Raw genomic sequence first — 24,356 nt, forward strand, 5'->3', positions numbered from 1 at the left:
TCCGAATACTCTACTTTCTTACGTGTGAGGTAATCGAAACGGGTCGCAGGTCGGGTCATTTTGGCGGCACAGGAGATGACCCATGCTGATGCTTTCGCTGTTCCGCTTCATCGCCGCCATGATCCCCTGGGTATGCAATCTGGTCACCTGGCTCGTGGCGCGCTCCTGAACATGCCCGAGCCCCTGGTGCATGACACCGGTGTCTTCGTGTTCGTGCAGGTGCAGGCGATCGAGAACAGGGTCGGCAAGGCGCTCTGCCCGGTGCGGTTGATGCGTCAGCTCCGGTCGCTGCTGCAACGCTGATCCCTGTCATTCCCAAGCAAAGGAGAACGTCATGATCCATCCGTCCACCTTCCTGAGCCGCGCCCTGCTCGCCGACGCCATCTTCAGCGGCGTGGCGGCCGTGGCGCTAACGCTCGGCGCCGGCACGCTCGCGCCGTACCTCAATTTGCCGGAAGTCTTGTTGCGCGAAACCGGATTGTTCCTGATCGCCTATACCGCGCTGGTCGGCTGGCTGGCGACGAGGTCAACGGTGATGAAGGCGCTGGTGTTGTTCGTGATCATCGGCAACGCCGCGTGGACGCTGGGCAGCATCGCGCTGCTGTTCTCGGGCATAGTGTCGCCAAACCTGCTCGGTCAGGTCTTCATCGTGGCACAGGCGATTGCAACCGGCGTGTTTGCTGAATTGCAGTACGTCGGCCTGCGCAAGAGCAGTGGCACGGTGACGGCATAAGGCTCTCCCGTCATTGCGAGCGAAGCGAAGCAATCCATGTCGGGCATAGCGGATAGATGGATTGCTTCGTCGCTTTCGCTCCTCGCAATGACGGAGAATGCCGTCAGCTCAATACCACCGCCGCAATCATTCCGGCAAAAGTCAGCACCAGCCCGATGACCAGCATCGGCACCAGGCTGCTGCCCGAATACGGATCGGCCTGCTCCTTGTTCGTCACGATCTGTGCACGATAAGCCATCACACTGCTCCTGCCTGATTGCGTCGAAATCTTTCACCGTTTGCGAGCATGATGCCGTTGGCGCCGGCGATGCCAAGCTCGAGGCTCGCCGCAATCCGCCGCGCCCGCTCCACAAAATGGGCTTCGGCTTCGGGCGGACAAATCTCACGAGCGGTCTGCTCGAATAGGCCGAGCCAGCGGTCGAAATGCGCGGCATCGACCGGCAATGGCAGATGCTTGGCCATCGGCGTGCCGTGGTAGCGGCCGGTCATCAGCGCGACGGACGACCAGAATGCGCACATCTGCTTCAGATGCGGCTCCCAATCCTTGATGCGCGCCTCGAAGATCGGCCCCAGCACTGCGTCCTCGCGGACCTTGGCATAGAAGCCGCGCACCAGGCGCTCGATCATCGTCTCGTCAATTCCGGTTCGTTGCATGATCTCGGCCGTGAGCCGTTCGCGCCGCTCCGGCCCTGCCACGATCGCTTCCATTTCGCCTGCCCCTAACTAAATAGGTATTTTAAATACTCATTTAGACGGCTATAGATGATTTGCAAGCAGATCTTTTGAGAGGGGCCCCATGCGCCTGACGTCGTTCACGGATTTTGCGTTGCGCGCCCTGATGCGGTTGGCCGGCGAACCCGGCCGTTCTTTCGCCACCAATGAAATTGCGGCCGAGTTCGGCATTTCCCGCAACCATCTGGCCAAGGTGGTGCGCGACCTTGCCGATAGCGGCTTCATTTCGACCCAACGCGGCGTCGGCGGCGGCTTCATGCTGGCCCGCCCGGCCCAGTCGATCACCATCGGCGAGGTGGTGCGCGCACTGGAAGGGCCGCCGCTGGTCGAATGTTTTCGTGAGGACGGCGGCAGTTGCGTGCTGAAGCCGCGCTGCCGGCTGAAAGCAAAGCTGGCCGCTGCCCGCGAAGCCTTCATGCGCGAGCTCGATGCCACGACGCTGGCGGAATGCGCCTATCCAGCGCCGGCCAGGCGGAACCCTGTGCACGCATGAGGACCGCAACGAAGCATCAAGACTTGAACATGAAACCGATCGAATTCGAGAATGGCGTCGTGCAGATCGATGCCGCAATCGTCGCCGAAGGCCTCGGCCTTGCGCTGTCGCTCCTTCAGAAGGAGATGCGGGCGGGCAGGATCACGAGCTTTGCCGAGCGCGGCGTCGATGCCGACTTTGGCCGGCATCGGCTGACCTTCCTGTCCGCGCATCGGCGGTTTCGCGTCGTGGTCGACGAAACAGGCACTATCGTTCAACGATCGGCGGTGGATTTCGGCGATTCGTCGTTGCCGAAATCGGTGCGCAAACCCGGTGGATAAACCGCCGCACGCAGCCTATGCTTGGAGGGCCGGCGCCGGCGCGGAAACCGGCTGTTTCCTGGCAGCCGATTCCTTGCCGGACGCTCTGACACGGCTGCTGCCGTTCAGTGATGTCCCATTCATTGAGATGCCATTGCGCGAATGGCCGTTCAGCTTGAGCGTCTTCTTCGGCGTGTGCTCGGCCTCTGCCTTCAATTTATCCTTCAGCTTCGCGTCGGCCTTGGCCAACTTTTCCGACTTCTTCAGCGCCTTCCGCTCGGCCTTCGCTTTCAGCCGCGCCTTCTCCGCCCGCGCTTCGGCACGCTTCTTCTTGCGCTTCTTCTCGCAGGCTGCGCATTTGCAGCCGATCGGCTTCAGATAGGCTTTGAAATAATCGGTGCCGTAATCGTAGTTGATCTCCTCGCCCGGCTCGATGTTCTTGATGGCGCGGATGAACACCTTGCGTTTACGGGGTTTGACGTCGGACTCAGCGTTTGGCCTGCAGGAATGGTTGATATAGCGGGCGATGTTCTTGCGCACCGAGCCGTCGATGGTCCAGCGGTTGTTCAGTTCGAACAAATATTTGTTTTCGATCGCGTCTTCCTCTTTCTTCTTCAGATCAAGAAGCGGCCCGAAATAGCGGATAATCTTGGTGCCCTTCTTGATGGGCTTGGTGGCGAAAAGGCCAAGTCCGGTGCGAGAGCGGCCGACGCGATAGGGTTTATTCGAAGGAATGGATGGCATGGTGACTGAATGACTGCACGCTCGGAAAACGAGGAATTGCGAAGCCGCTCTTCTGGGACGATTCCAACCGAATGTCAGGTGTTTCGCGGCGTTTCCGTGAACCTTCCCCAGATTGCGCACGTCTGATGCTCGAAGTTCCAGAGGAAATGAGCGGCAGGATGAAACGTTCCTCGCAATTGATCGCATCGGCCCTGCTTGTGCTGTCCGGCCTGATTTCGCCGGCCTACGCCCAAACATTCAGCAGCAGCTACACGTCGACCGCGCCAAAGGACTGCCACACCGTCGGCAAGCCCGAATCCGACGGCAGTACGACGCAGGTCTGCCCTGGCAAATCGGGGCTGGTGGTACTGATCAGCGAGGGCGATCTGCGCGAAACCGTCTCGGTGGGGCCAAACCGCGAGGTCGCCGCCAAGGAGCCGGCCGCGGAGGCCTGGTTCGGCCCCTTCAATTCGACCGGCCACACCGTCGAATGGCGGGCGGTCGACGGCAGGCCGTTCGCGATCATTCAGCGCTGGCTGATCGCCGATAACAACGACCTGGACAAGACCGGCAACCCGATCACGAAACTGATGCTCGCGGTGACACGGCTGCCGCCCGGGCCGGTCTGCCACGTCGCCTATATCGACGGCCAGGCCAATCGCAATGCCAACGAGCTCGCGCGCCAAGCTGCGGACGAATTTGCGCGTGATTTCAAGTGCGGCAAGGACGAAGTGAAGGTGATTGGCGAGCGCGGCCGCGCGGTGGAATTGGCGAAGCGGTGATGGTACACGCAGTCTGGCACTTTCTTGCCGCATTAACGTCAAAGCTTCAGGCTTGAGTGCTTGAACCTTGTCAAACCTTGTTATTTCAACGGCATCACCCGGGGCAGCGATGCATATAAAACTCTTGGCACTCTTCATCGCCGGCATCGCCCTCTCCGGCTGCTGCGCCTCCGGAACTGGCTGCTCGACGCAGACCGCGGGCGCGCCGATTGCCTGGGACGGGTTAGGTGAACCGCCGACGGCAGATGGCGAACGAGCCCAGCCCAAGCGGAGGACCGCCCGCAATCGCGAGATCATCCTGGGTCCGCTGAACGAAGCCGCACCGAGATCGGACGCCAGAGAGCGCTACGACGATTGGACACGGCAGCCCAACGAAGACGCGGAAGCCGACGCAAGGCTCGCGCGGCAAACCAAGATTTGCAGGGGCTGCTGAGCGGGACGCCAGCCGCAACCGTCATCGCGCAGCTTCATCCCGCCTGCGAGCTCCCGCAGAGCGGCCGCCGTCTTACGCCCCCGGCGGTCGTGGCACTGTCGAACGCAGCATTGCATCCAGAAGCTGGTCGACGCCGGTCCCCTCGGGCAGCCGATGCAGGATGTCCTTGAGCCTTCCATCAAGCAGCAGCGTGGTGAAGCCGTGCACCAGCGACCACGCGCGGGCAATCGCGGCGGCATGGTCGAGCGACAAAGCTTCCAGCGCTTCGCCGGTGAGCTTTTCGTTGCGGCTGAGGCTCACCGCGGTGGCCAGTCCCTCGAAGGAGGCGGTCGCCGCCTCGTGCAGCGAGGGCCGTGTCATGTCGAGCCGCTCGGTACGAAACATCAGCCCGTACATGCCGGGGCGCGCCTGCGCATAGGCGACATAGGCCTTGGCGCGCGCCAACGCCTTCATGAGCGGGAGCGTTTCGGTGTTGCCCGCCGCGATCATCGCCTCGTTGAAGCGCCGAAATCCGATGGCCGCAAGTTCGCTCAGGAGCCCGGTGAGATCGCCGAAATGATGGGTCGGTGCCGCATGCGACACGCCGGCCTCGCGCGCAACCGCCCGCAGCGTCAGGCCCGACAGCCCATCGCGTTCCAGCACCCGCTCCGCCGCGGCGAGCAAGGCGTCGTGCAGATCGCCGTGATGATAAGGCGTCTCGCCGGCCGGACGACGACGCCGGCTGGCCGGCCTCTCCGCTACGGGTTTCGCCGCACTGCGCTTCGCGGCGGGGCGGATCGTTCTCGTTTCTCGCGATGTCCTTGCCATGCGACTTCTTATAACCGCAATTTTTACACTGTAAAGATTTTGCTTGACGACGGCTCGCGACATCCTTACTGATATCTTTACGATGTAAAGATCAAGCCGGAGGAAACGCGATGCTCGACCAGGCAACGACCGAGATGGCCCGGACCAATCTGGCGCCGATCCCGATGGAATGCGACGCGCCACATCTCAAGGTGACCGGCGAATTGCCGCGCGAGCTCAACGGCACTCTGTATCGCAACGGCCCCAACCCGCAATTCGACGCGCCGGGCGCCCATTGGTTCATGGGCGACGGCATGCTGCACGCCTTCCATCTGGAGAACGGCCGCGCCAGCTATCGCAATCGCTGGGTCCGCACCCCGAAATGGCTGGCCGAGCACGACGCCGGCCGCGCGCTGTTCGGCGGCTTCGGTCGCAAGCTGCCGGGCGCACCGGCCGGGACCACCGACGACGGCGGCGTCGCCAATACGAACATCATCTTCCATGCCGGAAAACTGCTGGCGCTCGAGGAAGGCCATCTGCCGACCGAGATCGAACCCGGAACGCTCAACCGCCTTGGCTATTGCGACTACAAGGGCGCTATCAAGGGTCCCTTCACCGCGCATCCGAAGATCGATCCGGTGACCGGCGAGATGGTGTTCTTCGGCTACAACGCCGCTGCCCCCTACCCCTGCCCTCTCCTTCGGATCGGTCAATGCCTCAGGCGTCGTGACGCGGTTCGATCGCTTCGAGGCGCCCTATGCCAGCATGGTGCACGACTTCATCGTTACCGAAAATCACCTGCTGTTTCCGATCCTGCCGATCACCGGCAGCATGGATCGCGCGATGCGCGGCAAGCCGCCTTATGCCTGGGAGCCGGACAAGGGCGCTTATGTCGGCGTCATGAAGCGCAACGGCTCATCTGCGGACATCGTCTGGTTCCGCGCCGAGAGCTGCTACGTCTTCCACGTCATGAACGCGTGGGAGGAGGACAACCGCATCATTGCCGATGTGATGCAGTTCGAGGAAGCGCCACTGTTCCCCCATCCCGACGGCTCGAAGACGGACCCGGAGAAATCGCGCGCGCGGTACTGCCGCTGGACGTTCGACCTCGCAGGCAATACCGACCGCTTCACGCAAACCTATCTCGACGAGCTCACCGGCGAATTCCCGCGCATCGACGATCGCCGCGCGGGACAGGCGAACAGCCACGGCTGGTACGCCTGCGCCAATCCTGACTTGCCGATGTTCGGCGCCCTGTCCGGCATTGTCCATGTCAACGGCAAGGGCAAACGTCTCGGCCATTACCTGCTGCCTGCCGGCGACACCATTTCCGAGCCGGTGTTCGTCGAGCGCGGGCCTGACGCCGCCGAAGGCGATGGCTGGCTGCTTGCCGCCATTTGGCGCGCGCGGGAGAACCGCAGTGATCTCGCGGTATTCAACGCGCAGGATGTCGAAGGAGGTCCCGTCGCGCTGGTGCACCTCGGTCACCGCGTGCCCGACGGCTTTCACGGCAACTGGGTCGGGGCGGACTAAGCGTCACCATTCGTCATTCTCCGATGTGCAAGTGCACATCGGAGAATCCAGCAGTACCGCATTTTAGCGTTCGACCGCGAACGATTTTGACACTGTAAAGATTTTTCTTGACGGCTCCGATGTTCAGCTCTACGGTATCTTTACGATGTAAAGATTTAACCTCCCCGAGAGATCATCATGACAATATTCCTGATCCTCGCCCCGTTCGGCTCGTTCGCCCTGCTGATGCTGGTGACCTCGGCCGAGATCAGCCTCTTCGTTGCGGCCGCAATCTGCCTTGCCGTCATCGGTATCGACGTTCATCGCGGCCGCTCGGTCAAGATGCTCGGCGCGGGCTCGGTCGTCGTATTTGTCGCGCTCGGCGCATACGTCTCATTGGTCGATCCGAACCTCAGCCATTCGGCCGTCAAGCTGACGGTAGACGTCGGCGTGCTCGCGATCTCGTTGGTTTCGCTCATCATCCGCAAGCCGTTCGTCCTCCAATATGCGCTTGAGGAGGTCGATGCCGAAACGGCCAAGCAGGCCGGTTTTCTGAAAACCGTCTATCTCATCACCTGGGCCTGGAACGCCGCGTTTGTACTGATGATCATCGGCAACGTGCTGACGATCTATGTCCCGGGTCTGCCGCTCTGGTCGGGACTTGCGATCGCGTTCGCTGCCCGCAACAGCGCCGCCTACTTCACGGCATGGTATCCGCAATATCGCAAGGCGAAGCATGGTAAGCCGCCTGCAAACGCCCTTCCCGGCATCCACTGAATCAGACTTCCAACCGAAACACGATCAGCAGAGAGCAAGACGATGAAGGACGTATTCGCCAGACTGGGCGCCGATTTTTTCTCCACCATCCTGTTCATCGTGATCTACCTGACGACTGACAACGTGCTGCTGGCGACCGGCGTCGCGATCGCTGGCGCAATTGCGCAGGTGATCTACTCCCGCATCGAGGGCAAAGAACTCGGCTACATGACATGGGCCAGCCTTGGGCTCGTCATCGTGCTCGGCAGCGCGACGCTTCTGACCCACGACCCGCGCTTCGTGTTGGCGAAACCCGCAATTGGACATTTCGCGATCGGCGTCATCATGCTCAAGCGCGGCTGGATGTTGCGCTACATGCCCTCCATCGTGACCCGGACCATTCCCGAATACGTCACCTTCGCGGGCTATGCTTGGGCCGCACTGTGCTTCGCACTCGCCGCCGGTACCATCGGTGTCGCGATGACCGGCGACATGACGCTGTGGACGTTCTATGTGACCGTCGTGCTGGTCGGCGCCAAGATTGCCGCCTTTGCAATTCAATACGTCGCGTTTCGTGTTTTGGTCGGCAGCCGGCTTCGCGCCGCCGCCCAGCAAGCCTGAAAAACACGCGTTCAAAAAGGTGCTTGAGACGATTGGGCTTGTGTGGCGAGATAGGCTATACCGCGCACGAGTTTAGCGGATCTCGCAGGCCATTCCGGCTTGCCGTGGAAACGTCGGGGAGACAAAGATGGCCGTGGACGGAAACTGGAATATCACCATGAGCACGCCGATGGGCGAGCGCAAGGCAACGCTGTCGCTGAAAAGCGCAGGCGGCGCGCTGACGGGCACCCAAGGAGCGAACGGCAATTCCGGCGACATTTTTGACGGCACCGTCAACGGCGACGACGTCGCCTGGAAGATCTCCATCACCAACCCGATGCCGCTCACCCTCGCCTTCACCGGCAAGGTTTCCGGCGACAGCATGTCCGGCGAAATGGGCATCGGCCCGATGGGCAGCTTCCCGTTCACGGGTTCGCGGGCGTAGGTTCTCCCTAAAACCAGATCCGCATCGGCAAGCCGTGCGCATCAACGGGCGGCGCCCCCTCGGGGACGCTGCCCGCAGGCTCGCGGGCCGCAATCGCAACCGCGCAGGCATCCAGCACATCGTCAGGCTTTGCACCGCTACGTTCATGGGTCAGCCAGCGATCGATCTGCCGAAAGCCTGATTGCTTGAGCAGCGCGCGGCGCAGCGCTACTCCCTCGGCGGATTTCTTCGACGGCAAGGGCTCGTTGTCGTTCAATCGCAGAAACACCAGTTCGGGATGCACCTCGCGAATATCGCGAGATGGATCGCGCGCACGAACGCGTCGACCTCCATGATCTTCGCACCCAGATGCCAGAGCTGGCGGGACACCCGCTTCTGCCCGCGCCGCTGCGCCTCCCGGTTGGCATCATTGGGATCGCTGAACTCCGACCACAGCCAGCGGCGAGCGCCGGCAAAGACGCGCGACGCGTGCGGCCGCAATTTTACTCGAGCCAGCAGGTCGCAGTCGCGTTCGCCGTGGTCGCTCATCCCGATCGGGATATCGATGCCCGCTCTGTCGCAAGAACGCGACAGCGCGTCCGTGATGTCGCGATGAAAAGAGATTTCCTGCACGTCACCGTCGAGGAGAACGGCGACCCAGCCTTTGCTGAACCCGTCGAGGCCAAGCGCCCTGCAGCCCGACCTCTTGCTCACTTCGGCCGGCTGGGCACGATCGCAATCGGATTGAAGGTATAGACCGCTTCGCCATGCTGGTTGTAGGCGGTCCACCTGACCCGGGCGATGCCTTGCGGCTTCGTGCGCGACGCCGCCAATTCCACCACCTCCCCTTCGAGAAAAATGGTGTCGCCGGGCCGCACCGGCTTCAGCCAGCGCAGATCGTCGACGCCGGCGCCGAACAGCGGATGCGGCCCGAACGGGCGCGCGCTCGCGGCGAGCCGCATGGCGATCGCCGCCGTCTGCCATCCGGAAGCGGCGAGGCCCCCGAGAATGGACTTCTTGGCCGCCTCCTCGTCGAGATGAAACGGCTGCGGATCGTACTCTTTGGCGAAGCGGATGATGTCCTCCTTCGACACCGTCGCCGCCTCACTCTTGAAGCGCATCCCGATCTTCAGGTCGTCGAACCACTCGATCATCGCGTCCTCGCTCACATTTCACGCCGAACGCGAACAGGTTACCCCAGATTCAATTCCTTGAAGAAGTCGTTGCCCTTGTCGTCGATGATGATGAAGGCCGGGAAATCCACCACTTCGATGCGCCAGATCGCTTCCATGCCGAGTTCGGGATATTCCACCACCTCGACCTTCTTGATGCAGTGCTCGGCGAGATTTGCCGCAGCTCCGCCGATCGAACCGAGATAGAAGCCGCCGTGCTTCTTGCAGGCCTCGCGCACCGCGACCGCGCGGTTGCCCTTGGCGACCATCACCATCGAGCCTCCCGCCGCCTGGAACTGGTCGACGAAGGAATCCATCCGCCCCGCCGTGGTCGGGCCGAACGCGCCGGACGCGTAACCGTCGGGGGTCTTGGCGGGACCGGCGTAATACACCGGATGGTTCTTGAAATAGTCCGGCAGCGGCTCACCCTTTTCCAGCCGCTCGCGCAATTTGGCGTGCGCGGAATCGCGCGCGACGATCATGGTGCCGGTCATCGAGACCCGCGTCTTGATCGGATACTTCGACAGCGTCGCCAAAATCTCGTTCATCGGCTGGTTGAGATCGATCTTGACGACCTCGCCGCCGAGCGACTGCTCGACCGCGGGCAGATACTGCGCCGGGTTGTGCTCGAGCTCTTCGAGGTAGACGCCATCCTTGGTGATCTTGCCGAGCACCTGGCGGTCGGCCGAACAGGAGACGCCGAGCCCGATCGGGAGCGAGGCGCCATGGCGCGGCATACGGATCACGCGCACGTCATGGCAGAAATATTTGCCGCCGAACTGCGCGCCGACGCCGAGCGACTGCGTCATCTTCAGGATTTCCTGCTCCATTTCGACATCACGGAATGCGTTGCCGTCGGCCGAGCCGTGGGTCGGCAGCGCATCGAGGTAGCGCGCGGACGCGAGCTTCACCGTCTTCATGCAAAGCTCGGCCGAGGTGCCGCCGATGACGATGGCGAGATGATAGGGCGGACACGCCGCAGTGCCGAGCGTGAGCACCTTCTCCTTCAGAAACGCCAGCAGACGATCTTTGGTCAGAACGGAGGGCGTCGCCTGAAACAGAAAGCTCTTGTTGGCGGAACCGCCGCCCTTCGCCATGAACATGAACTTGTAGGCGTCATCACCCTCGGCGTAGATCTCGCACTGCGCCGGCATGTTGTTGGCGGTGTTCTTTTCCTCATACATCGACAAGGGAGCCACCTGCGAATAGCGCAGGTTGCGGCGCAAGTAAGCGTCACGCGCACCTTCCGACAGCGCCGCTTCGTCGTCGCCATCGGTGATGACGTTGCAGCCCTTCTTGCCCATGATGATCGCCGTGCCGGTATCCTGGCACATCGGCAGCACGCCGCCGGCGGCGATGTTGGCGTTCTTCAGGAAGTCGAAGGCGACGAACTTGTCGTTGTCGCTGGCCTCCTTGTCTTCCAGGATCGAGCGGAGCTGCTTCAGGTGGCCGGGTCGCAGGTAGTGATTGATGTCGCCGAAGGCAGCCTCCGACAGCGCCCGCAACGCCTCGCGCGACACCACCAGCATGTCCTTGCCGAGCACCTTCTCGACGCGCACGCCCTCGGTCGTGATCTTCTTGTAGGGCGTGGTGTCCGCCCCCAGCGGAAACAGCGGGGTATGCTTGTAGGGCGGAACGGGTTTCTGGTCGGGAAATGCGGTCGGGGCGTTCATGCTGGTATCTCGGGGTTGGAGCCGGCGGCGGCCAGAACGGCGCCGCGGCGGTAGACCCGTTCTAAGCATTTTTCGGCCAAAAGGAAGGTTCTGCTGGCCCGGCAGACGAGGCCGAACCTGGGCAATTTTCGGCCGCCAATCGGCGATTGAACCGTTCCCAGCCATCTCCAGACAAACCCGAGACTTTCGATACTCCCCAACCGATTGCGATGGTAATGAACTCCGCCACCACAGTGCCCGACGCAGCTTCCGTTCCGATCCGTCCCCCGCGGCTGCTTGGGCTGTATCTGCTTCTGATCATCGTCGCCGCGATCGAAGCTTTCGACGGGCTCTCGCACGCGCCGGTCCTGTTCGGCGACATGTCGCAAATTCCAGGCCCTGGCGTCGGCGGTGCGATCATCAAGACGTATATTGCAAGCCATCCGGTGCTGGCGTTGGCGGCGCTGGGGTTTGCAACCATCGGAAGGCTGCGTTACGCCATCCTCGCGCTTGGCGCGCTCGTGCTCATGACCTGGCTGAATTTCATGCCCTCGGTGGTGCAGCACGGCTTGGACTTCCGTGGCGTCTCCGCCTTCGAGACGCCGGTCCGGATCATCGCGTTTCCGCTGATGGCCGCCTGCGCTATCGCGCTTGCCGCACGCGGCGAGCGGCTGGGACTGGCCACTATGCTGGTCAGCATTCCAACGCTGTACGGCATGGCCTCGGTGATCGCCTTCGGGATCGGCATTTTCCTCTACGGGTTCTGACACTCGCAAGATCGGATTGACTTCCGCGCGCCTTCCTTGCAGGAAATCCGCGGCTTCAATGGTGCATGGGGGCATTCATAATGGCTTTGGGACCACATCTTCGACGACCGATCCTGCTTGCCGCGGCACTGCTTGCGACGGCCGCCGCATCGCCGGCTCAGGCCGACCGCTGCGAGGATATCGCCAAGGAACTGAAGAACCAGATCGACGGCCTCAAGATCAGCGTCAATACCGGCAACATGATCTATCTGACGCATCCGGCGGCGAAAGAGCTGTCGCTCGGCTGCCGCGGCCGCAATTACTCCAACGAGCTCTACGCCAAGACGGACCGCAAGCCGAAGCCGCAATTCTTCGAACTGGTCGCCTCGGCCGGCGCCATCATTTTCACGATTCCGAAGCCCGACGTTGCGACCGGCTCCTCGCGCTGCATCAAGCGCATGGGCATTCTGCGCGGCGACAAGGTTTCCATGCGCTTCCGCCGGCTCAACATGGAATGCACGCGCACCAAGACCGAAGCCTCGATCGTGGTGACCCGCGGCAAGGACGAATAGGCCCAAACCGCTCCGATCCGTCGCATTCTAACGATTCCGCGAGCCGTCTGTTCACCATTGAACGGGATTGACGGCGTTGGCGCGGGATTGCCGGGCCGGATTCACCAACCGTTCGTTCCAACCCGGCCAGTGTAGGAGGCAACCAAAAGGATGCTTCCGATGAGTGTTTCTGCTGTCCCCGCAACGGTGGTGGTCAGACCGCCCGAAGTCCCCGTGTTCAAGGCTCCCGACAAGACCCCCGACGTGCAGAACGGCGCTGCCGCCGACGGCACCCGCACGCCGAAGCCGACGCTGGTCGCTCCCCTACCGCCGGGTCAGGGAACGCGGATCGACCAACTGGCTTGACGGCAGGCGGCCTGCCCGCGGCAACCCAGCGCCGCAAGTTTGCCGAAAAAATGCGCGATCCTGTTGCGCGTGGGGCCAATGGAGCCCGCGCATGATCGCAAAACTTCTGCTGCAGAACACTATCGTCGTCGTCGGCATGGGCGCGCTATTGTTCGCCGCGGCCGGTTCGCTGGACTGGCCGGGGGCGTGGGTGATGTTGATCGTCAGTGCGATCCTCGGCCCTGCCTGCGGGTTGTGGCTTGCCAAGACTGATCCGGCGCTGCTCGCCGAGCGCATGCGGCCGAAATTTCAGGCCGACCAGCCCACCGCCGACAAGATATTCATGCTGGTATTTGTCGCGGCGCTGCTGATGTGGCTCGTCGCGATCGGCCTCGACCGGCGGGCCGATGCCTCCGATGTTCCGCTGCTGCTGCAGGCGCTCGGCCTTGCGATGTTTTTACTCTCGATCGCGTTCATCATGTGGGTGTTCCGCGAAAATTCGTTCGCCGCTCCGGTCGTGAAGGTGCAGGCCGCGCGCCACCAACGCGTGATCTCGAGCGGACCCTACGCCTTCATCCGCCATCCCATGTACAGCGCCGTCATGCTGTACTTCATCGGAATACCGCTGCTCCTCGGATCGTGGTGGGGTGTGGCGTTCGCGCCGGTATTCGCCGTGCTGTTCGCCATTCGCGCCCGCATCGAGGAGCGCGCATTGGTCGAAGGGCTTCCGGGCTATGCTGACTACGCCGCCCGCGTGCGCTATCGTCTGGTGCCTGGAATTTGGTGAGGAGGATGACGGAGAGATGCCCGACAGCAAGACCTATACCGGCGGCTGCCATTGCGGGCAGGTACGCTTCGAATGCACCACCGATCTGGCGATGGTGACCGCCTGCAACTGCTCGATCTGCACCAAGAAGGGGCTGCATTTCACATTCCTCGACCCGAAGAGTTTTCATCTCCGCGCCGGCGAGGAAAATCTGAAAGAGTATCTGTTCAACAAGCATGCGATCCACCACCAGCTCTGCGTCGATTGCGGCGTCGACGTCTTCGCACGCGGCAAGAAGCCCGACGGCACCGACGTGGTGGCGGTCAATGTGAGCTGCTTCGACGGCATCGAGCTGTCGAAGTTGAAGATGACGCCGGTGGATGGGAGGAACATGTGACGGCGGAGCGGTCATTCCGGGGCGATGCGTAGCATCGAACCATGGGGCGCCCTTGCGCCCCGGAGAATCCAAGGATTCCCCGATGCGCAATTGCGCATCTGAGGTCTGGTGCTGGCGCACCATCCCGCAAATGACGGCTTCAAGTATCCAGCACCTTATACCTCCGGAAAATCCCGTCCTCGTTGAATTCAATCCTTCGATCGCTCGCCAGATACGCCTTGATGTTCGGCCTCGCTGCCACCCTGTCGCGAAGTTCGACCAAGCCGGGAATCTCCGGTTCAAATGCCTTCATCCGGTTCGGAAATGCATAGCGAAGGCCTTCGACGATCTGAAACAGCGACAGGTCGACATAGGTCAGGCGGCGGCCGGTGACATATGTCCCGCCATTGGCCTGCAGCAGATCTTCGAAATAGCCGAGATATTTCGGCACGCGCGCCTTCCAGAACTCATCGGTGCGTTTCTTCGCCGGGGTCTTCTGCTCCTCGTAGTAGAGCGAGGGACCGAGCGGATGATGGGTGTCGTGAACTTCCAGCACCAGATCCGCAATCGTGAGCTGTAGTTGGTGCACCCATAATCTGCCGGCCTCCGTCTTCGGCGCCAGCCCATGCCGTGATCCGAGATAGAGCAGGATGTTGGCCGTCTGCCCGATCACGAGCTTTCCGGCTTTCAGGAACGGCGGCGCGAAGGGCGGCGTTCCCTTCCCGACTTCCATCATGCGTGTCATCGCCGCCATGCCGTTGCCGTGGCGCGCCACGTCGGTATAGCCGGTGCCCGCCTCTTCCAGCGCGAGGCGGACGTATTCGCCGCGGCCTTGAATCATTGGCCAGTAATAGAGCTCGTAACGCATCGATCATACCTCCGCTGCCGGTTTGACCGACCTAACAAATCATCCTGCGGTTCGTTCGTCACGCCAACCGCGGCATCCGCGCGACCGCTGCGGGATGGAACGCCGCGCGCAGATCCACAGGTCCGAATCTGTCCGAATGCGAGCTGGCGTGTTAGGTTGTTCCCGTTTGACGCGTCGGTTTTCACAACACCACAGGAGAATGTGATGGCGGACAACAAGAAGAAGCGCGGCGGAGCCGATCGCGGGCTGATCGCGTTGAGCGAGCCTTACGAGGTCGCCTATTGGTCGAAGAAGTTCAAGGTCACGCCCGCCAAACTGAAAACCGCCGTCAGCAAAGCAGGACGCTCCGCAAAAAACGTCGAAGCTTACTTCAAGCTGCAGAAGCACAAGGCTGCCGACAGGGCACGGATCGCGGTGAGCCAGCCCTATGAGGTCAGCTACTGGTCAAAGAAATTCAAGGTCACGCCCGCCAGACTGAAGGCCGCGATCAAAGCCGTCGGGCATTCGTCGAAGGCGGTCGGCGCACATCTCGCCAAGCGCAAGGCGCCAAAGAAGGCGAAGAGGAGCGCAAAGAAAAAGGCCGCCTAGCGACGGCCTCACGCCCGACGGCATCAGCACCGATCGCCCGGGCGCGTTGTCGACCAGGGCGACGGCCTGCGCGACGGCGACTGAGCGGCGCCTCAATCATCATCATCATCGTCACGGTGCCAGCGGCGCATAGGGCCGTAGCGTTCGCGAACGGAGTTACGCATGTATGTCGGTCGTCCGCGATCAGCGTCGATGCGAACGCTGCGCCGCTGATAAATTGTCCGTCCACGGCCGTCGTCGGTGGTGATTGTATCGACGCGGGTGTGAACGCCATTCGACGAGTTGGAGCTGGAGTTCGACGACGTGTTGCCGGCCAGCGCCAGCGGCGTTGCCAAGACGGTAAAAGCCAACGCGACAAGGACTCGTTTCATTGCAAGGCCTCCAAATGCCGATTGGCAACTCGACAAGCACTCAGGAGTTCCGCAATCGACTGCCGGATGCACCAGCAAGAAAGTAGCCTGAGTAAGTTCCGCGACATCGAGAGGGAAGCATACCGATGTTGCGGAGCTGTCATTGGACGCACGTTCGCGCGAAGGCCTCGATTGGTCGAACCTGTTTGCGTCGCTCGCCGGGCGAGCGGCAAGACGATCGCCCGTCAATTCGCCGCGAAGCAATAGAACAGCCCATCGCCGCCGGTGCTCTTCAGGTCTGCCTGCGAACAGCCGCCGTCGGGCCCGCGCGAGGGATGCGACGAATTCCAGGATTTCGAGGCGTCGTCGTCGCGCAGTCCCACGCGATCGGAATGTCCGACCATTGCGGCGCCTTGCGTCGAACTCGTCCAGTTCCTGCAGGTGCGATCGTCACCAGCGGTAAACGCGGTGCCGTCGGGTTGCGATCCCGTCAGCACGTCATGGCGATTGGGCGTATCGCCGCGGCCATTGATGACCTCGCCCTTCTCGCTCAAGGCGTTTTGCTTGGTGAGGCCGTTGGCGCCGTGCAGTTCGGCGACGTCCTTGGCAACCACGGCGCCCTTGGCGTTCTGCCACGGCCCCTTGCCGATACGATCGCGCGCGTTCACCGCGGGCGCGCCGTCGGCGCCTTGCGTTGAGAGATAGGCGCGCCAGGTTTTGCCTCCGGCACCGGCGGCCTGCGCCAGCGTCTGGCAATGATTGTCGGCGCCCGCAAGACCACCGAGATTGCCGCCGTTGCCAATGCCGTTGCTCGTGACGAAGAAGCTGGTATTGGCGGATTGCGCATGCGCAGGCGCTGCAGGGATGACCCACATAACGGCAACCGTCATGCAGGTCTGCGCAACGATGCTGGCAAGATTCTTCATCCGGGTTTCTCCCTGTGGCTTTTTCGTTCGATGTCATGAACCCGCTGCGATAGCGAATATTCCGGCGCGAGCATCGTGAAAGGAATGAGGCATCGGAAGTCGTATCGTGTCGCGGACGCGGCGCGGCACGAAGTGACGCGACGCAGAGCCGGGACCCAAAAGCTGCGCGAGGTCCCGGCTCTGCGGTGCAACGTGAAGAACGTTGCACCGCGTCCGGGACACACAATCAGCTTCGCCAGGACAAAGCAAAAGGCGCTGCGGAACAAACCGCAGCGCCTTCTTCGTGTTGGTGCAGGCGATCAGCTCGTCTGCTGGATCGCCGAGAGTTCCCACTCGCCGCCGCGGCGGCGGGCGAAGGTCCAGACTTCGGTGGCCTCGATCGGGGTTTCGCTGCCCGCGACCAAACGGCCTGTGGCGCGCTCAAGGGTCTTGTCGACCAGCGAGAACCGCATCGCCACGCTGGCGTAGTCGGTTTCGCCTTCGCGCCAGGCTTCCGCAAGATCGCCCTGCAGCAGCTTGACGTCGGAGACCTTGTTGACGTCGTTGCGGGCCTTGTTCTCCTCAAGGTCCTTGGAGAAGTAGGACACCATCTCAGGCGTCGCCAGCGTATGCAGTTTGGCGACATCCTCGTTCGACCAGGCCGCCTGGACTTCGCCGAGCAGCCGCTCGAACGCCTCATAGTCGGCCGGCTGGATTTCCAGCGCCGGCTGGCTCGAACCCAGCCCAAAACCACCCAGTCCGGAGCGGAAGCTGGTCTGGGCGCCAGGGCCTTCAGCAGGCCCACTGGTGGGGGGCGCGTTGGCATAGGCGGAGGCCGGCGTATGACGACGCTGCCACCACGACATCGCCAGACGCACCACGATCACGATCAGCGCGATCTGCAGCAGCAGGCCGATGATCGAGGACAGGCCGCCGAGGCCGGAGAACAATCCGCCGCCGAACAGCATGCCGAGCAGGCCGGCGCCGAGGAAGCCCGCGGCGAGACCGCCGAGCATGCCCATGCCGGGCCGGTTGAAGAAGCCGCCCTTGTTGGCTGCACCCGCGGCCGGATTACCCGCTGCGGGGGTGCCCGGCTGGGTAAAGCTGCGGTTCATGGGTTGCGCCGTGCCCGGCGCGGTGGTCGTGCTCGGGGGCGCCGAATAGGTCTTGGATCCCCGCGAACCGGAGCTGCCGCCGCCGCCAACGCGAGCGTCAGCCGCATCGATTGTGATCGCCAGGGGAACCGCCACGGACAGGACAATGGCCATGGCCCGTACAATTCCGCGCGCAGTCTGCGTGAAATTCATGTCTTTTTCCTCGTTCCCCTCCATGGGGAAGTGCCCCTAAGATGGGCAGAGCCAGCCAAAAGTGAAGCAAATATCGGGAACGGCGGCTGCGGCCCTCAGTCGCGGGGATGTGACGATTTGGCTGTAAACTCGGCATTCACCATGCGCAGCAGGCTTTCGGCGAGGATTTCATGAGGCCGTCATCGTCTCCTTGACCTTCTCGACCAGCGCGGAGAGCGCAAACGGCTTCGGCAGGAAGGCGAATTGTTCGTTCTCCGGCAAGCTCTTGTCGAAAGCCTCTTCAGCGTAACCCGAGACGAAGATGATCTTCAGGTTCGGATTGCGCTTGCGCATTTCGCGCAGCAGCGTCGGGCCGTCCATTTCCGGCATCACCACGTCGGAAACGACCAAATCCACCGCACCGTCCTTTTCGTCCAGCGCCTCCATCGCCTCGATGCCGTTGGAGGCCTCGATCACGCTATAGCCGCGCGAACGCAGGCCGCGCGCATTCAGCGATCGCAAGCCGTCCTCGTCTTCCACCAGCAGGATGGTGCCCTGCCCGGTCAGGTCGGGCCGCGGCTTCGGCGGCTCGGCCGCCCCTTCCCTGGCCGCTCCATTGGCGGCGGGCGCCTCCGGCTGCGCTTCCAGCTCGGGCCGATGACGCGGCAGAAAGATGCGGAACGTGGTACCTTCGCCGGGCGTGGAGTCGACATAGACGAAGCCACCGGTCTGCTTGACGATGCCGTACACCGTGGAGAGGCCGAGCCCGGTGCCCTTGCCGACCTCCTTGGTCGAGAAGAACGGCTCGAAGATCTTGTCGACGATGTCGGCGGGGATTCCGGTGCCGGTATCGGAAATGTCGATCCGCACGTAATCGGCGGCCGGCATGCCCTTGTGCGAAAGCTGCGCGGCTTCGTCCACCGTCACATTGGCGGTCCTGACCGTCAGTTTGCCGCCATCGGGCATCGCATCGCGCGCATTGACCGCGAGATTGACGACCACCTGTTCGAACTGCGAGACGTCGACCTTGACCGGCCAGAGATCGCGGCCGTGCACGAGGTCGAGCTTGACTTTCTCGCCGATCAGGCGGCGCAGCAGCATGGTGAGGTCGGAAAGCGCATCGCCGAGGTCGAGCACCTGCGGCCGCAACGTCTGGCGGCGCGAGAACGCGAGCAGTTGCCGCACTAGCGTCGCCGCGCGGGTCGCGTTCTGCTTGATCTGCATGATGTCCTGGAACGACGGATCGGTCGGCTTGTGCGCGTTCAAGAGGAAATCGTTCGCCATCATGATGGCTGACAGCACGTTGTTGAAGTCATGCGCGATGCCGCCGGCGAGCTGGCCGACCATGTCCATCTTCTGCGACTGATTGATCTGGTTTTCCAGCGTGCGCCGCTCGGTGGTTTCGAGCAGATAGACGATGGCAGCTTCGGTATCGCGCTCGTCCTCCTCGACCGCGGTGACGAAGAACTGCCCCCAGCGCTCCTTGGCGCCGTCGAGCATGACTTCCACCGGCGCGATGTCGCCCTGCCCTTCGGCCGCCTGGTTGATCGCCGAGATCAGAAGGCTGCGGTCGCGCGCATTTACCGTGCGGAAGATCGACTTGTTGGCCGCGCCGTCCGAGCTCAGGCTTTGAGCGAGCTTGGCAAAGCGGGCGTTGGCGCGCACCACCGTGCCGCCGCGCTCCACCGTCGCAATCGCCATCGGCGTATGGTCGAAGAACCGCATGAAGCGGACTTCGGCGGCACGTTCGGGATCGGAATGCTCGTCGCGCGTGCGGCTGATCACGAGCGTGCGCGACGAACCCGGCGAGCCGTCGGCGCCGAAGGCGAGCTTGTGGTAGAGCCGCACCGGCATGGTCTTGCCGCCGCGCATGCGCAGGTCGATGTCGAACACTTCGGTTTTGACCTCGCCGGGTACCGCTACGATCGAGGTAAGGAGCGAGGCGCCATCGCCGGAGACGATATCGGTAAGCTTCAACCCGCCGGATCCAATCTCGGCGAGATCGTGATCGAGCCAGTTCGCCAGCGTGGCGTTGACATAGATGACGTCGCCGGCCGGATCGACCGAGAAGAAGCCGCATGGCGCATGATCGAGATATTCGATCGCGTGCTGCAGTTCCCGGAACACATCTTCCTGACGCTCGCGGTCCCGCGTGATGTCGGCGATCGACCACACCGCGTATTTTGCTTCGCGCTTGCTCTGGCCGAGCGGACGAACCCGCATCCGGAGCCAGCGGCCCTGCGCGCCGTCAGAGCCGGCGATGCGGACCTCCTCCTGCTGCCGCTTGCCTTCACGGGCGGCCTTGAGCAGGCGGAACACGGCTTCGGAGACGTCGGGATTGCCGATGAAGACGCGCTCGACCGGCCGCACGTCCTGCGCGGTGGCAGCTCCGGTCAGCGCCAGATAGGCGGCGTTGGAATAGACCACATGGCCTTTGGGGTCGGTCACCGCCAGCCCGTCATAGGCGTGATCGGCGATGCGGCCCATTACCGGATCGTCGGCGCCGCGGTCGGTGAAGCGGATGATACCGGCGGCAAAAGCGAACAGATTGAACAGGCCGACCATGGCCAAAAGTGCCAACACGCCGAGAATATAGGGCTGAGCCTGGGCACGGCCGATGGTCATCAGGGCCACCGCTACCGCGACGATGCCGGCGGCCACCAGCAACACCAGCACGATGCTACCGCCCCGCCGCGCCGGCTCGTGGGCCGCGAAGGGCTCGGTGGGCGGATGGCTGTCGGTTTCGGCGGTCATCTGAAGAGGCACTGCCCGTCGGCAAGGAGGTGACGCGCGGGGTCGCGCGCCGCTCCTGAGTGCCTGAATCGGACCCGCAAGCGCAAGTCCATCAGGCGGTTATTTGACAGGTTGAAGGCATTTCAAGGCGTTTTTCCAGCGGTTCCCCTCACATTCCTCGGCTAGCAAACCCGTTCTTGAGGCGCATGACATAGCCGATGACCTCGGCCACCGCGTGATAGTGCTCGACCGGAATCTCCTCGTCGATATCGACGGTGGCATGAAGCGCACGCGCCAGCGGCACATTCTCCACGATCGGTATGTCGTGCTTCTTGGCGATCTCCCGAATCTTGAACGCGATGTTGTCGACGCCCTTGGCGACGCAAACTGGCGCCGACATGCCACGATCGTAGGACAGCGCCACCGAATAGTGGGTCGGGTTGGTGATGATCACGCTGGCGTTGGGAACGGCGGCCATCATGCGCTTCTTCATGCGCTGCTGGCGTAACTGCCGGATCTTGCCCTTGATGTGGGGGTCGCCTTCGGACTGCTTGAACTCGTCCTTGATCTCCTGCAGCGACATCTTCTGCCGCGTGTACCATTGCCGGTACTGGAAGAAGTAATCGGCGATCGCGACCGCCGCCAGCATTGCCACCACTGCGCCCATCAATTGCAGCGTCAGGTTGGTGGTAACGTCGAGGATCGCTGAAGGATCGAACATCAGGAACGATTCCAGCCGATGACGTTCGGGCCACAGCACCGCCATCATGACGGCGCCGAGCGCGATCAGTTTGAACAGCCCTTTGGCGAAATTCGCCACCGCCTGTTTGCCGAAGATGCGTTTCAGCCCCGCGCCGGGCGATACCTTGCTGAACTTCGGTTTGAGCGATTCCGACGACCACACCAGCCGGTGCTGGATCATGTTGCCGGCTATCGCGGCAAGGGCCAGCATCAGCAGCGGTACGCCGATCGCGCCGAGCACGGCGTAACCCAGCGTGTTGCCGAGCGCGAGTAGCGCCGCGCCGTCGGCGCGAAGCTGGCCTGCATTGGCGATCAGGTTGCGCAGCGGCATCAAAATGCCGCCGCCGATCGATCCCGCGAACGTCGACAATATCAGGGTGCCGCCCGCGAGGATGAACCAGGTATTGACCTCCTGGCTCTTGGAAACGTCGCCCTTGGCAAGCGCATCGTCGAGACGTTTTTGCGTAGGGTCTTCTGTTTTGTCGTCGGTATCGTCGGCCATCGCGGCGCTCTAATCTTTTATTCGAGCATGATCTTCTCGGAAAACCGGTACCCGCTTTTCCGGATCACGCTCTATTTCAGCGGCGTCAGTTCGTGCATTACGCCGATGAAGTAGTTGAGATAAGTCGCCATCATTCCGGTGAGGACGAGGGCGAAGATCAGAAAGCCCACCATGATCGACAGCGGCACGCCGACGAAATAGACCTGCATCGCCGGCATCAGCCGCGCCAGCACGCCAAGGCCGATATTGAAGACGAGGCCGAACACCAGAAACGGCGCGGAGAGCTGTATGCCGATCTTGAAGGCGGTCGCGAAGGCGCGCGTGGCAAGCGCCGCCACGTCACCGCTCGGCATCAGCTCGCCCGGCGAGAATATCCGGTAGCTCTCGTTCAGCGCCGCGATGACGAGATGATGGGTGTCGGTGGCAAACAGCAACGTCATGCCGAGAATGGAGAGGAAGTTGCCGATCAGCACGCCCTGTTGCCCTTGCGTCGGATCGACAGCGGTGACGAAGCCGAGGCCGAGCTGCTGGGCGATTACCGAGCCCGCCACCGCAAGCGCCGCCAGCGTGACGCGCGCCGTGGCGCCGAGCACGATGCCGATGGCGATCTCGTGCACCAGCAGCACCCCGATCGCCGTCATCGAGGTCAGGTCGACCTGGTAAGCGGTGCGGTGCAGCGGCAGGATGATCAACGTCAACAGCAATGCAATGCCGAGCTTGATGCGCACCGGGATATTGCTCTCGCCAAACCCCGGCAACAGCATCACCATGGCCCCCACGCGGGCGAACACCAGCATGAAGGTGGCGGCAAGGGCCGGCAGCAGCGATATGTCGACGCGCATTTATTCACAATGCATCAACCGCCTATGATTCGCGACGATATCCGCATCATGTGACTGTGCATCGAATCCGCCATGAACGGCAGGGCAAGCAGCAGTGTGACAAAGATGGCGAGGATCTTCGGCACGAAGATCAGCGTCTGTTCCTGAATCTGCGTCAGCGCCTGGAATAGCGACACCACGACGCCGACCACCAGGCCAATCACCATCAAGGGCGACGACACCACCACGATGGTCCAGATCGCATCGCGCGCCACGTCGAGGGTTTCGGCACCGGTCATTGTTGTGTTCTCGCTTGTTTTCACTTGCACCGTCATTCCGGGGCGATGCGAAGCATCGAACTATGGTGCGCAATTGCGCACCTGAGAATCTCGAGATCCCGGGTCTGGTCCTTCGGACCATCCCGGGATGACGTCCCAAGGGACGTCAGATCGGCATCTTCATGATGTCTTCGTAGGACTGGATCACCCGGTCGCGCACCGATACCAGCGTCGAGACCGCGACGTCGGTCTCCGCCACCGCCGTCACCACGTCCATGACATTGGCTTTGCCCGCGGTCATCGCCATGGTCTGGGCGTCTGATTTCTTGCCGGCATCCAGCACGCTTCCCACCGCGTCCTTGAGCAGCGCGCTGAAGGACGGGCCGCCGGTGGATTGGCCGCCCTTCTCGGCGCCGCCTGATTCCATGATGCGCGAAAGCGCGGCGTAGGCATTTGCTGCAACGGTCGGTGAAGCCATTTTCTATGGTTCCTGTTCAGGCCTTGAGGATGTCGAGGGTGCGTTGAATCATGCGGCGCGTGGCGCTGATGATGTTGAGATTGGCTTCATAGGACCGCTGCGCCTCGCGCATGTCGGTCATTTCGACCAGCGGATTGACGTTCGGATATTTGACGTTGCCGGCAGCATCCGCCGCCGGATTGCTCGGCTCGTGCTTGACGCGAAACGCCGACTGGTCAGCCCTGACCTTGCCGAGCGTCACCACGCGGGCGTCTAGCGTGCGGTCGAGCGCCGAGGAAAATGTCGGCACCTTGCGGCGATAGGGATCGCCGCCCGCCGATGGCGCGGTGGATTCCGCATTGGCGATGTTTTCCGAGATCACCCGCATCCGCCCCGCCTGCGCGCGCAGGCCGGAGGTCGCGATGCTCATCGAGCGGGCGAAATCGCTTCCATCATCTGCCATGATCCGGTTCTCCTAATCGCGCCGCGTCAGCGCTCTCCGATGGCGGTTTTGAGCAGGCCGAGGCTGCGGCTGTAGAGCGAAGTGGCAGCCGCGTAATCCATCTGGTTGGCCGAGACCTTCAGCATCTGGTCTTCCAGATTGACCGAGTTGCCGGCAGGCTTGGTCGAAAGCCGCTCCTGCCGCCGTCCCCCCTGAAGCCCTGGCGGCCGCCGGAGACGCCGATATGGGTGGCACTGGTGCGCAGCATGGCGAGCGAGCCCATCGCGCCGCCGACATCAGTGCCCTTGTTGTCGAATTTCGGCTCAACCAGGTCGCTCGGCCTGAAATTCGGGGTGTTGGCGTTGGATACGTTTTCGGCGAGCACCCGTTGGCGTTCCTGGTGCCACTGCATCTTGGTGCGCAGCGCCGACAGGATCGGAAGATCGTTGATGGCCATCGAGCCGTTCCCCGTTAACCTCTGGCAGACGCCGCGAGGTAGGCAGA

31 protein-coding genes and 3 pseudogenes are annotated in these 24,356 nt (G+C 62.5%); 16 read left to right on the forward strand and 18 right to left on the reverse strand.

The window, feature by feature from the left end; all coding sequences use genetic code 11:
• The first annotated feature begins 171 nt into the window (after positions 1–171).
• Both ACFXS9_RS04580 and ACFXS9_RS04585 read left to right on the forward strand, forming a co-directional pair.
• A complete protein-coding gene (locus ACFXS9_RS04580) occupies positions 172–303 on the forward strand; it encodes a hypothetical protein (RefSeq protein WP_392685473.1) in 132 nt (43 codons plus the stop codon).
• A gap of 31 nt (positions 304–334) precedes the next feature.
• Positions 335–733 carry a hypothetical protein gene (locus ACFXS9_RS04585; protein ID WP_392685476.1) on the forward strand — a complete coding sequence of 133 codons (399 nt, stop codon included), beginning with the start codon at positions 335–337 and terminating at the stop codon, positions 731–733.
• Positions 734–836: 103 nt separating this feature from the next.
• Here the strand turns inward: ACFXS9_RS04585 and ACFXS9_RS04590 are convergent, their stop codons facing one another.
• A complete protein-coding gene (locus tag ACFXS9_RS04590; RefSeq protein ID WP_392685478.1) occupies positions 837–971 on the reverse strand; it encodes a hypothetical protein in 135 nt (44 codons plus the stop codon).
• On the reverse strand, positions 971–1,441 hold the full coding sequence (locus ACFXS9_RS04595) for a group III truncated hemoglobin (protein WP_392685481.1): 471 nt from the start codon (positions 1,439–1,441) through the stop codon (positions 971–973). The genes ACFXS9_RS04590 and ACFXS9_RS04595 overlap by 1 nt, the downstream gene beginning before the upstream one ends.
• 88 nt (positions 1,442–1,529) lie before the next feature.
• Here ACFXS9_RS04595 and ACFXS9_RS04600 point away from each other — a divergent pair, with 88 nt between their 5' ends.
• Both ACFXS9_RS04600 and ACFXS9_RS04605 read left to right on the forward strand, forming a co-directional pair.
• A complete protein-coding gene (locus ACFXS9_RS04600) occupies positions 1,530–1,958 on the forward strand; it encodes an RrF2 family transcriptional regulator (protein ID WP_392685484.1) in 429 nt (142 codons plus the stop codon).
• A gap of 29 nt (positions 1,959–1,987) precedes the next feature.
• Complete coding sequence (locus ACFXS9_RS04605; RefSeq protein WP_392685486.1) at positions 1,988–2,278, forward strand: DUF6522 family protein; 291 nt, start codon at positions 1,988–1,990, stop codon at positions 2,276–2,278.
• A gap of 15 nt (positions 2,279–2,293) precedes the next feature.
• On the opposite strand, the gene ACFXS9_RS04610 is transcribed toward ACFXS9_RS04605, so the two are convergent.
• Positions 2,294–3,001: an SET domain-containing protein gene (locus ACFXS9_RS04610; RefSeq protein ID WP_392685489.1), complete on the reverse strand. Its 708-nt coding sequence runs from the start codon at positions 2,999–3,001 to the stop codon at positions 2,294–2,296.
• Between the two features lie 158 nt (positions 3,002–3,159).
• Between ACFXS9_RS04610 and ACFXS9_RS04615 the strand changes: the two genes are divergently transcribed.
• Positions 3,160–3,762 (forward strand): hypothetical protein, encoded by a 603-nt coding sequence (locus ACFXS9_RS04615; RefSeq protein ID WP_392685492.1) that lies wholly within the window; start codon positions 3,160–3,162, stop codon positions 3,760–3,762.
• 124 nt (positions 3,763–3,886) lie between these two features.
• Positions 3,887–4,195 carry a hypothetical protein gene (locus ACFXS9_RS04620; protein ID WP_392685494.1) on the forward strand — a complete coding sequence of 103 codons (309 nt, stop codon included), beginning with the start codon at positions 3,887–3,889 and terminating at the stop codon, positions 4,193–4,195.
• 72 nt (positions 4,196–4,267) lie between these two features.
• On the opposite strand, the gene ACFXS9_RS04625 is transcribed toward ACFXS9_RS04620, so the two are convergent.
• A complete protein-coding gene (locus ACFXS9_RS04625; protein WP_392685497.1) occupies positions 4,268–5,002 on the reverse strand; it encodes a TetR/AcrR family transcriptional regulator in 735 nt (244 codons plus the stop codon).
• A 110-nt stretch (positions 5,003–5,112) separates the two neighbouring features.
• Here ACFXS9_RS04625 and ACFXS9_RS04630 point away from each other — a divergent pair.
• The 4 genes and pseudogenes from ACFXS9_RS04630 to ACFXS9_RS04645 all read left to right on the forward strand — a co-directional run bounded on the left by ACFXS9_RS04630 (position 5,113) and on the right by ACFXS9_RS04645 (position 8,294).
• Positions 5,113–6,514, forward strand: a pseudogene (locus tag ACFXS9_RS04630) (carotenoid oxygenase family protein).
• A 177-nt stretch (positions 6,515–6,691) separates the two neighbouring features.
• The gene (locus ACFXS9_RS04635; RefSeq protein ID WP_392685500.1) at positions 6,692–7,270 is read left to right on the forward strand and encodes a hypothetical protein; all 579 of its coding nucleotides are present in this window, start codon (positions 6,692–6,694) and stop codon (positions 7,268–7,270) included.
• Between the two features lie 42 nt (positions 7,271–7,312).
• Entirely contained in the window at positions 7,313–7,870 is a 558-nt protein-coding gene (locus ACFXS9_RS04640; protein WP_392685503.1) for an inner membrane-spanning protein YciB, read from the forward strand.
• 127 nt (positions 7,871–7,997) lie between these two features.
• A complete protein-coding gene (locus ACFXS9_RS04645) occupies positions 7,998–8,294 on the forward strand; it encodes a hypothetical protein (protein WP_392685506.1) in 297 nt (98 codons plus the stop codon).
• A 7-nt stretch (positions 8,295–8,301) separates the two neighbouring features.
• Here ACFXS9_RS04645 and ACFXS9_RS04650 read toward each other — a convergent pair.
• The 3 genes and pseudogenes from ACFXS9_RS04650 to ACFXS9_RS04660 form a co-directional block, all read right to left on the reverse strand.
• Positions 8,302–9,062, reverse strand: a pseudogene (locus ACFXS9_RS04650) (DUF429 domain-containing protein).
• Complete coding sequence (locus ACFXS9_RS04655; protein ID WP_057855673.1) at positions 8,984–9,427, reverse strand: MaoC family dehydratase; 444 nt, start codon at positions 9,425–9,427, stop codon at positions 8,984–8,986. The pseudogene ACFXS9_RS04650 and the gene ACFXS9_RS04655 overlap by 79 nt, the downstream one beginning before the upstream one ends.
• Before the next feature lie 38 nt (positions 9,428–9,465).
• On the reverse strand, positions 9,466–11,118 hold the full coding sequence (locus ACFXS9_RS04660; protein ID WP_392685509.1) for a fumarate hydratase: 1,653 nt from the start codon (positions 11,116–11,118) through the stop codon (positions 9,466–9,468).
• A gap of 215 nt (positions 11,119–11,333) precedes the next feature.
• Here ACFXS9_RS04660 and ACFXS9_RS04665 point away from each other — a divergent pair, with 215 nt between their 5' ends.
• The 5 genes from ACFXS9_RS04665 (at position 11,334) to ACFXS9_RS04685 (ending at position 13,902) form a co-directional block, all read left to right on the forward strand.
• Positions 11,334–11,864 (forward strand): hypothetical protein, encoded by a 531-nt coding sequence (locus ACFXS9_RS04665; RefSeq protein ID WP_392685511.1) that lies wholly within the window; start codon positions 11,334–11,336, stop codon positions 11,862–11,864.
• A gap of 80 nt (positions 11,865–11,944) precedes the next feature.
• Positions 11,945–12,415, forward strand: a complete 471-nt coding sequence (locus ACFXS9_RS04670; RefSeq protein ID WP_392685514.1) for a hypothetical protein — start codon at positions 11,945–11,947, stop codon at positions 12,413–12,415.
• Between the two features lie 159 nt (positions 12,416–12,574).
• Positions 12,575–12,760 (forward strand): hypothetical protein, encoded by a 186-nt coding sequence (locus ACFXS9_RS04675; RefSeq protein WP_392685517.1) that lies wholly within the window; start codon positions 12,575–12,577, stop codon positions 12,758–12,760.
• Positions 12,761–12,851: 91 nt separating this feature from the next.
• Positions 12,852–13,526: an isoprenylcysteine carboxylmethyltransferase family protein gene (locus ACFXS9_RS04680; RefSeq protein WP_057846825.1), complete on the forward strand. Its 675-nt coding sequence runs from the start codon at positions 12,852–12,854 to the stop codon at positions 13,524–13,526.
• 16 nt (positions 13,527–13,542) lie between these two features.
• Complete coding sequence (locus ACFXS9_RS04685) at positions 13,543–13,902, forward strand: GFA family protein (protein WP_028348664.1); 360 nt, start codon at positions 13,543–13,545, stop codon at positions 13,900–13,902.
• A gap of 139 nt (positions 13,903–14,041) precedes the next feature.
• Here the strand turns inward: ACFXS9_RS04685 and ACFXS9_RS04690 are convergent, their stop codons facing one another.
• Positions 14,042–14,749 (reverse strand): glutathione S-transferase, encoded by a 708-nt coding sequence (locus ACFXS9_RS04690; RefSeq protein ID WP_392685521.1) that lies wholly within the window; start codon positions 14,747–14,749, stop codon positions 14,042–14,044.
• A gap of 204 nt (positions 14,750–14,953) precedes the next feature.
• Between ACFXS9_RS04690 and ACFXS9_RS04695 the strand changes: the two genes are divergently transcribed.
• Positions 14,954–15,337, forward strand: a complete 384-nt coding sequence (locus ACFXS9_RS04695) for a DUF3606 domain-containing protein (protein WP_392685525.1) — start codon at positions 14,954–14,956, stop codon at positions 15,335–15,337.
• Positions 15,338–15,429: 92 nt separating this feature from the next.
• Here the strand turns inward: ACFXS9_RS04695 and ACFXS9_RS04700 are convergent, their stop codons facing one another.
• The 10 genes and pseudogenes from ACFXS9_RS04700 to flgB all read right to left on the reverse strand — a co-directional run bounded on the left by ACFXS9_RS04700 (position 15,430) and on the right by flgB (position 24,309).
• A complete protein-coding gene (locus ACFXS9_RS04700) occupies positions 15,430–15,708 on the reverse strand; it encodes a hypothetical protein (RefSeq protein WP_392685528.1) in 279 nt (92 codons plus the stop codon).
• Between the two features lie 224 nt (positions 15,709–15,932).
• Positions 15,933–16,577, reverse strand: coding sequence for a lectin (locus ACFXS9_RS04705; RefSeq protein WP_392687277.1), 645 nt, complete (start codon positions 16,575–16,577; stop codon positions 15,933–15,935).
• 335 nt (positions 16,578–16,912) lie between these two features.
• On the reverse strand, positions 16,913–17,899 hold the full coding sequence (locus tag ACFXS9_RS04710) for a Tim44-like domain-containing protein (protein ID WP_392685530.1): 987 nt from the start codon (positions 17,897–17,899) through the stop codon (positions 16,913–16,915).
• Between the two features lie 168 nt (positions 17,900–18,067).
• A complete protein-coding gene (gene cckA / locus ACFXS9_RS04715) occupies positions 18,068–20,632 on the reverse strand; it encodes a cell cycle histidine kinase CckA (RefSeq protein WP_392685532.1) in 2,565 nt (854 codons plus the stop codon).
• Between the two features lie 148 nt (positions 20,633–20,780).
• Positions 20,781–21,854 carry a flagellar biosynthesis protein FlhB gene (gene flhB / locus ACFXS9_RS04720; protein WP_392685535.1) on the reverse strand — a complete coding sequence of 358 codons (1,074 nt, stop codon included), beginning with the start codon at positions 21,852–21,854 and terminating at the stop codon, positions 20,781–20,783.
• 71 nt (positions 21,855–21,925) lie between these two features.
• Complete coding sequence (gene fliR, locus ACFXS9_RS04725) at positions 21,926–22,696, reverse strand: flagellar biosynthetic protein FliR (protein WP_065749244.1); 771 nt, start codon at positions 22,694–22,696, stop codon at positions 21,926–21,928.
• A gap of 14 nt (positions 22,697–22,710) precedes the next feature.
• Complete coding sequence (gene fliQ / locus ACFXS9_RS04730) at positions 22,711–22,974, reverse strand: flagellar biosynthesis protein FliQ (protein ID WP_057855657.1); 264 nt, start codon at positions 22,972–22,974, stop codon at positions 22,711–22,713.
• A gap of 145 nt (positions 22,975–23,119) precedes the next feature.
• Positions 23,120–23,431 (reverse strand): flagellar hook-basal body complex protein FliE, encoded by a 312-nt coding sequence (fliE, locus tag ACFXS9_RS04735; RefSeq protein ID WP_028348650.1) that lies wholly within the window; start codon positions 23,429–23,431, stop codon positions 23,120–23,122.
• Positions 23,432–23,447: 16 nt separating this feature from the next.
• A complete protein-coding gene (gene flgC / locus ACFXS9_RS04740; RefSeq protein WP_057846814.1) occupies positions 23,448–23,873 on the reverse strand; it encodes a flagellar basal body rod protein FlgC in 426 nt (141 codons plus the stop codon).
• Between the two features lie 26 nt (positions 23,874–23,899).
• Positions 23,900–24,309 (reverse strand): annotated as a pseudogene (gene flgB / locus ACFXS9_RS04745) (flagellar basal body rod protein FlgB).
• Positions 24,310–24,356 lie beyond the last annotated feature (47 nt).

This window comes from Bradyrhizobium sp. RDI18 (assembly GCF_043203335.1).
Classification (GTDB): Bacteria; Pseudomonadota; Alphaproteobacteria; order Rhizobiales; family Xanthobacteraceae; genus Bradyrhizobium; species Bradyrhizobium retamae.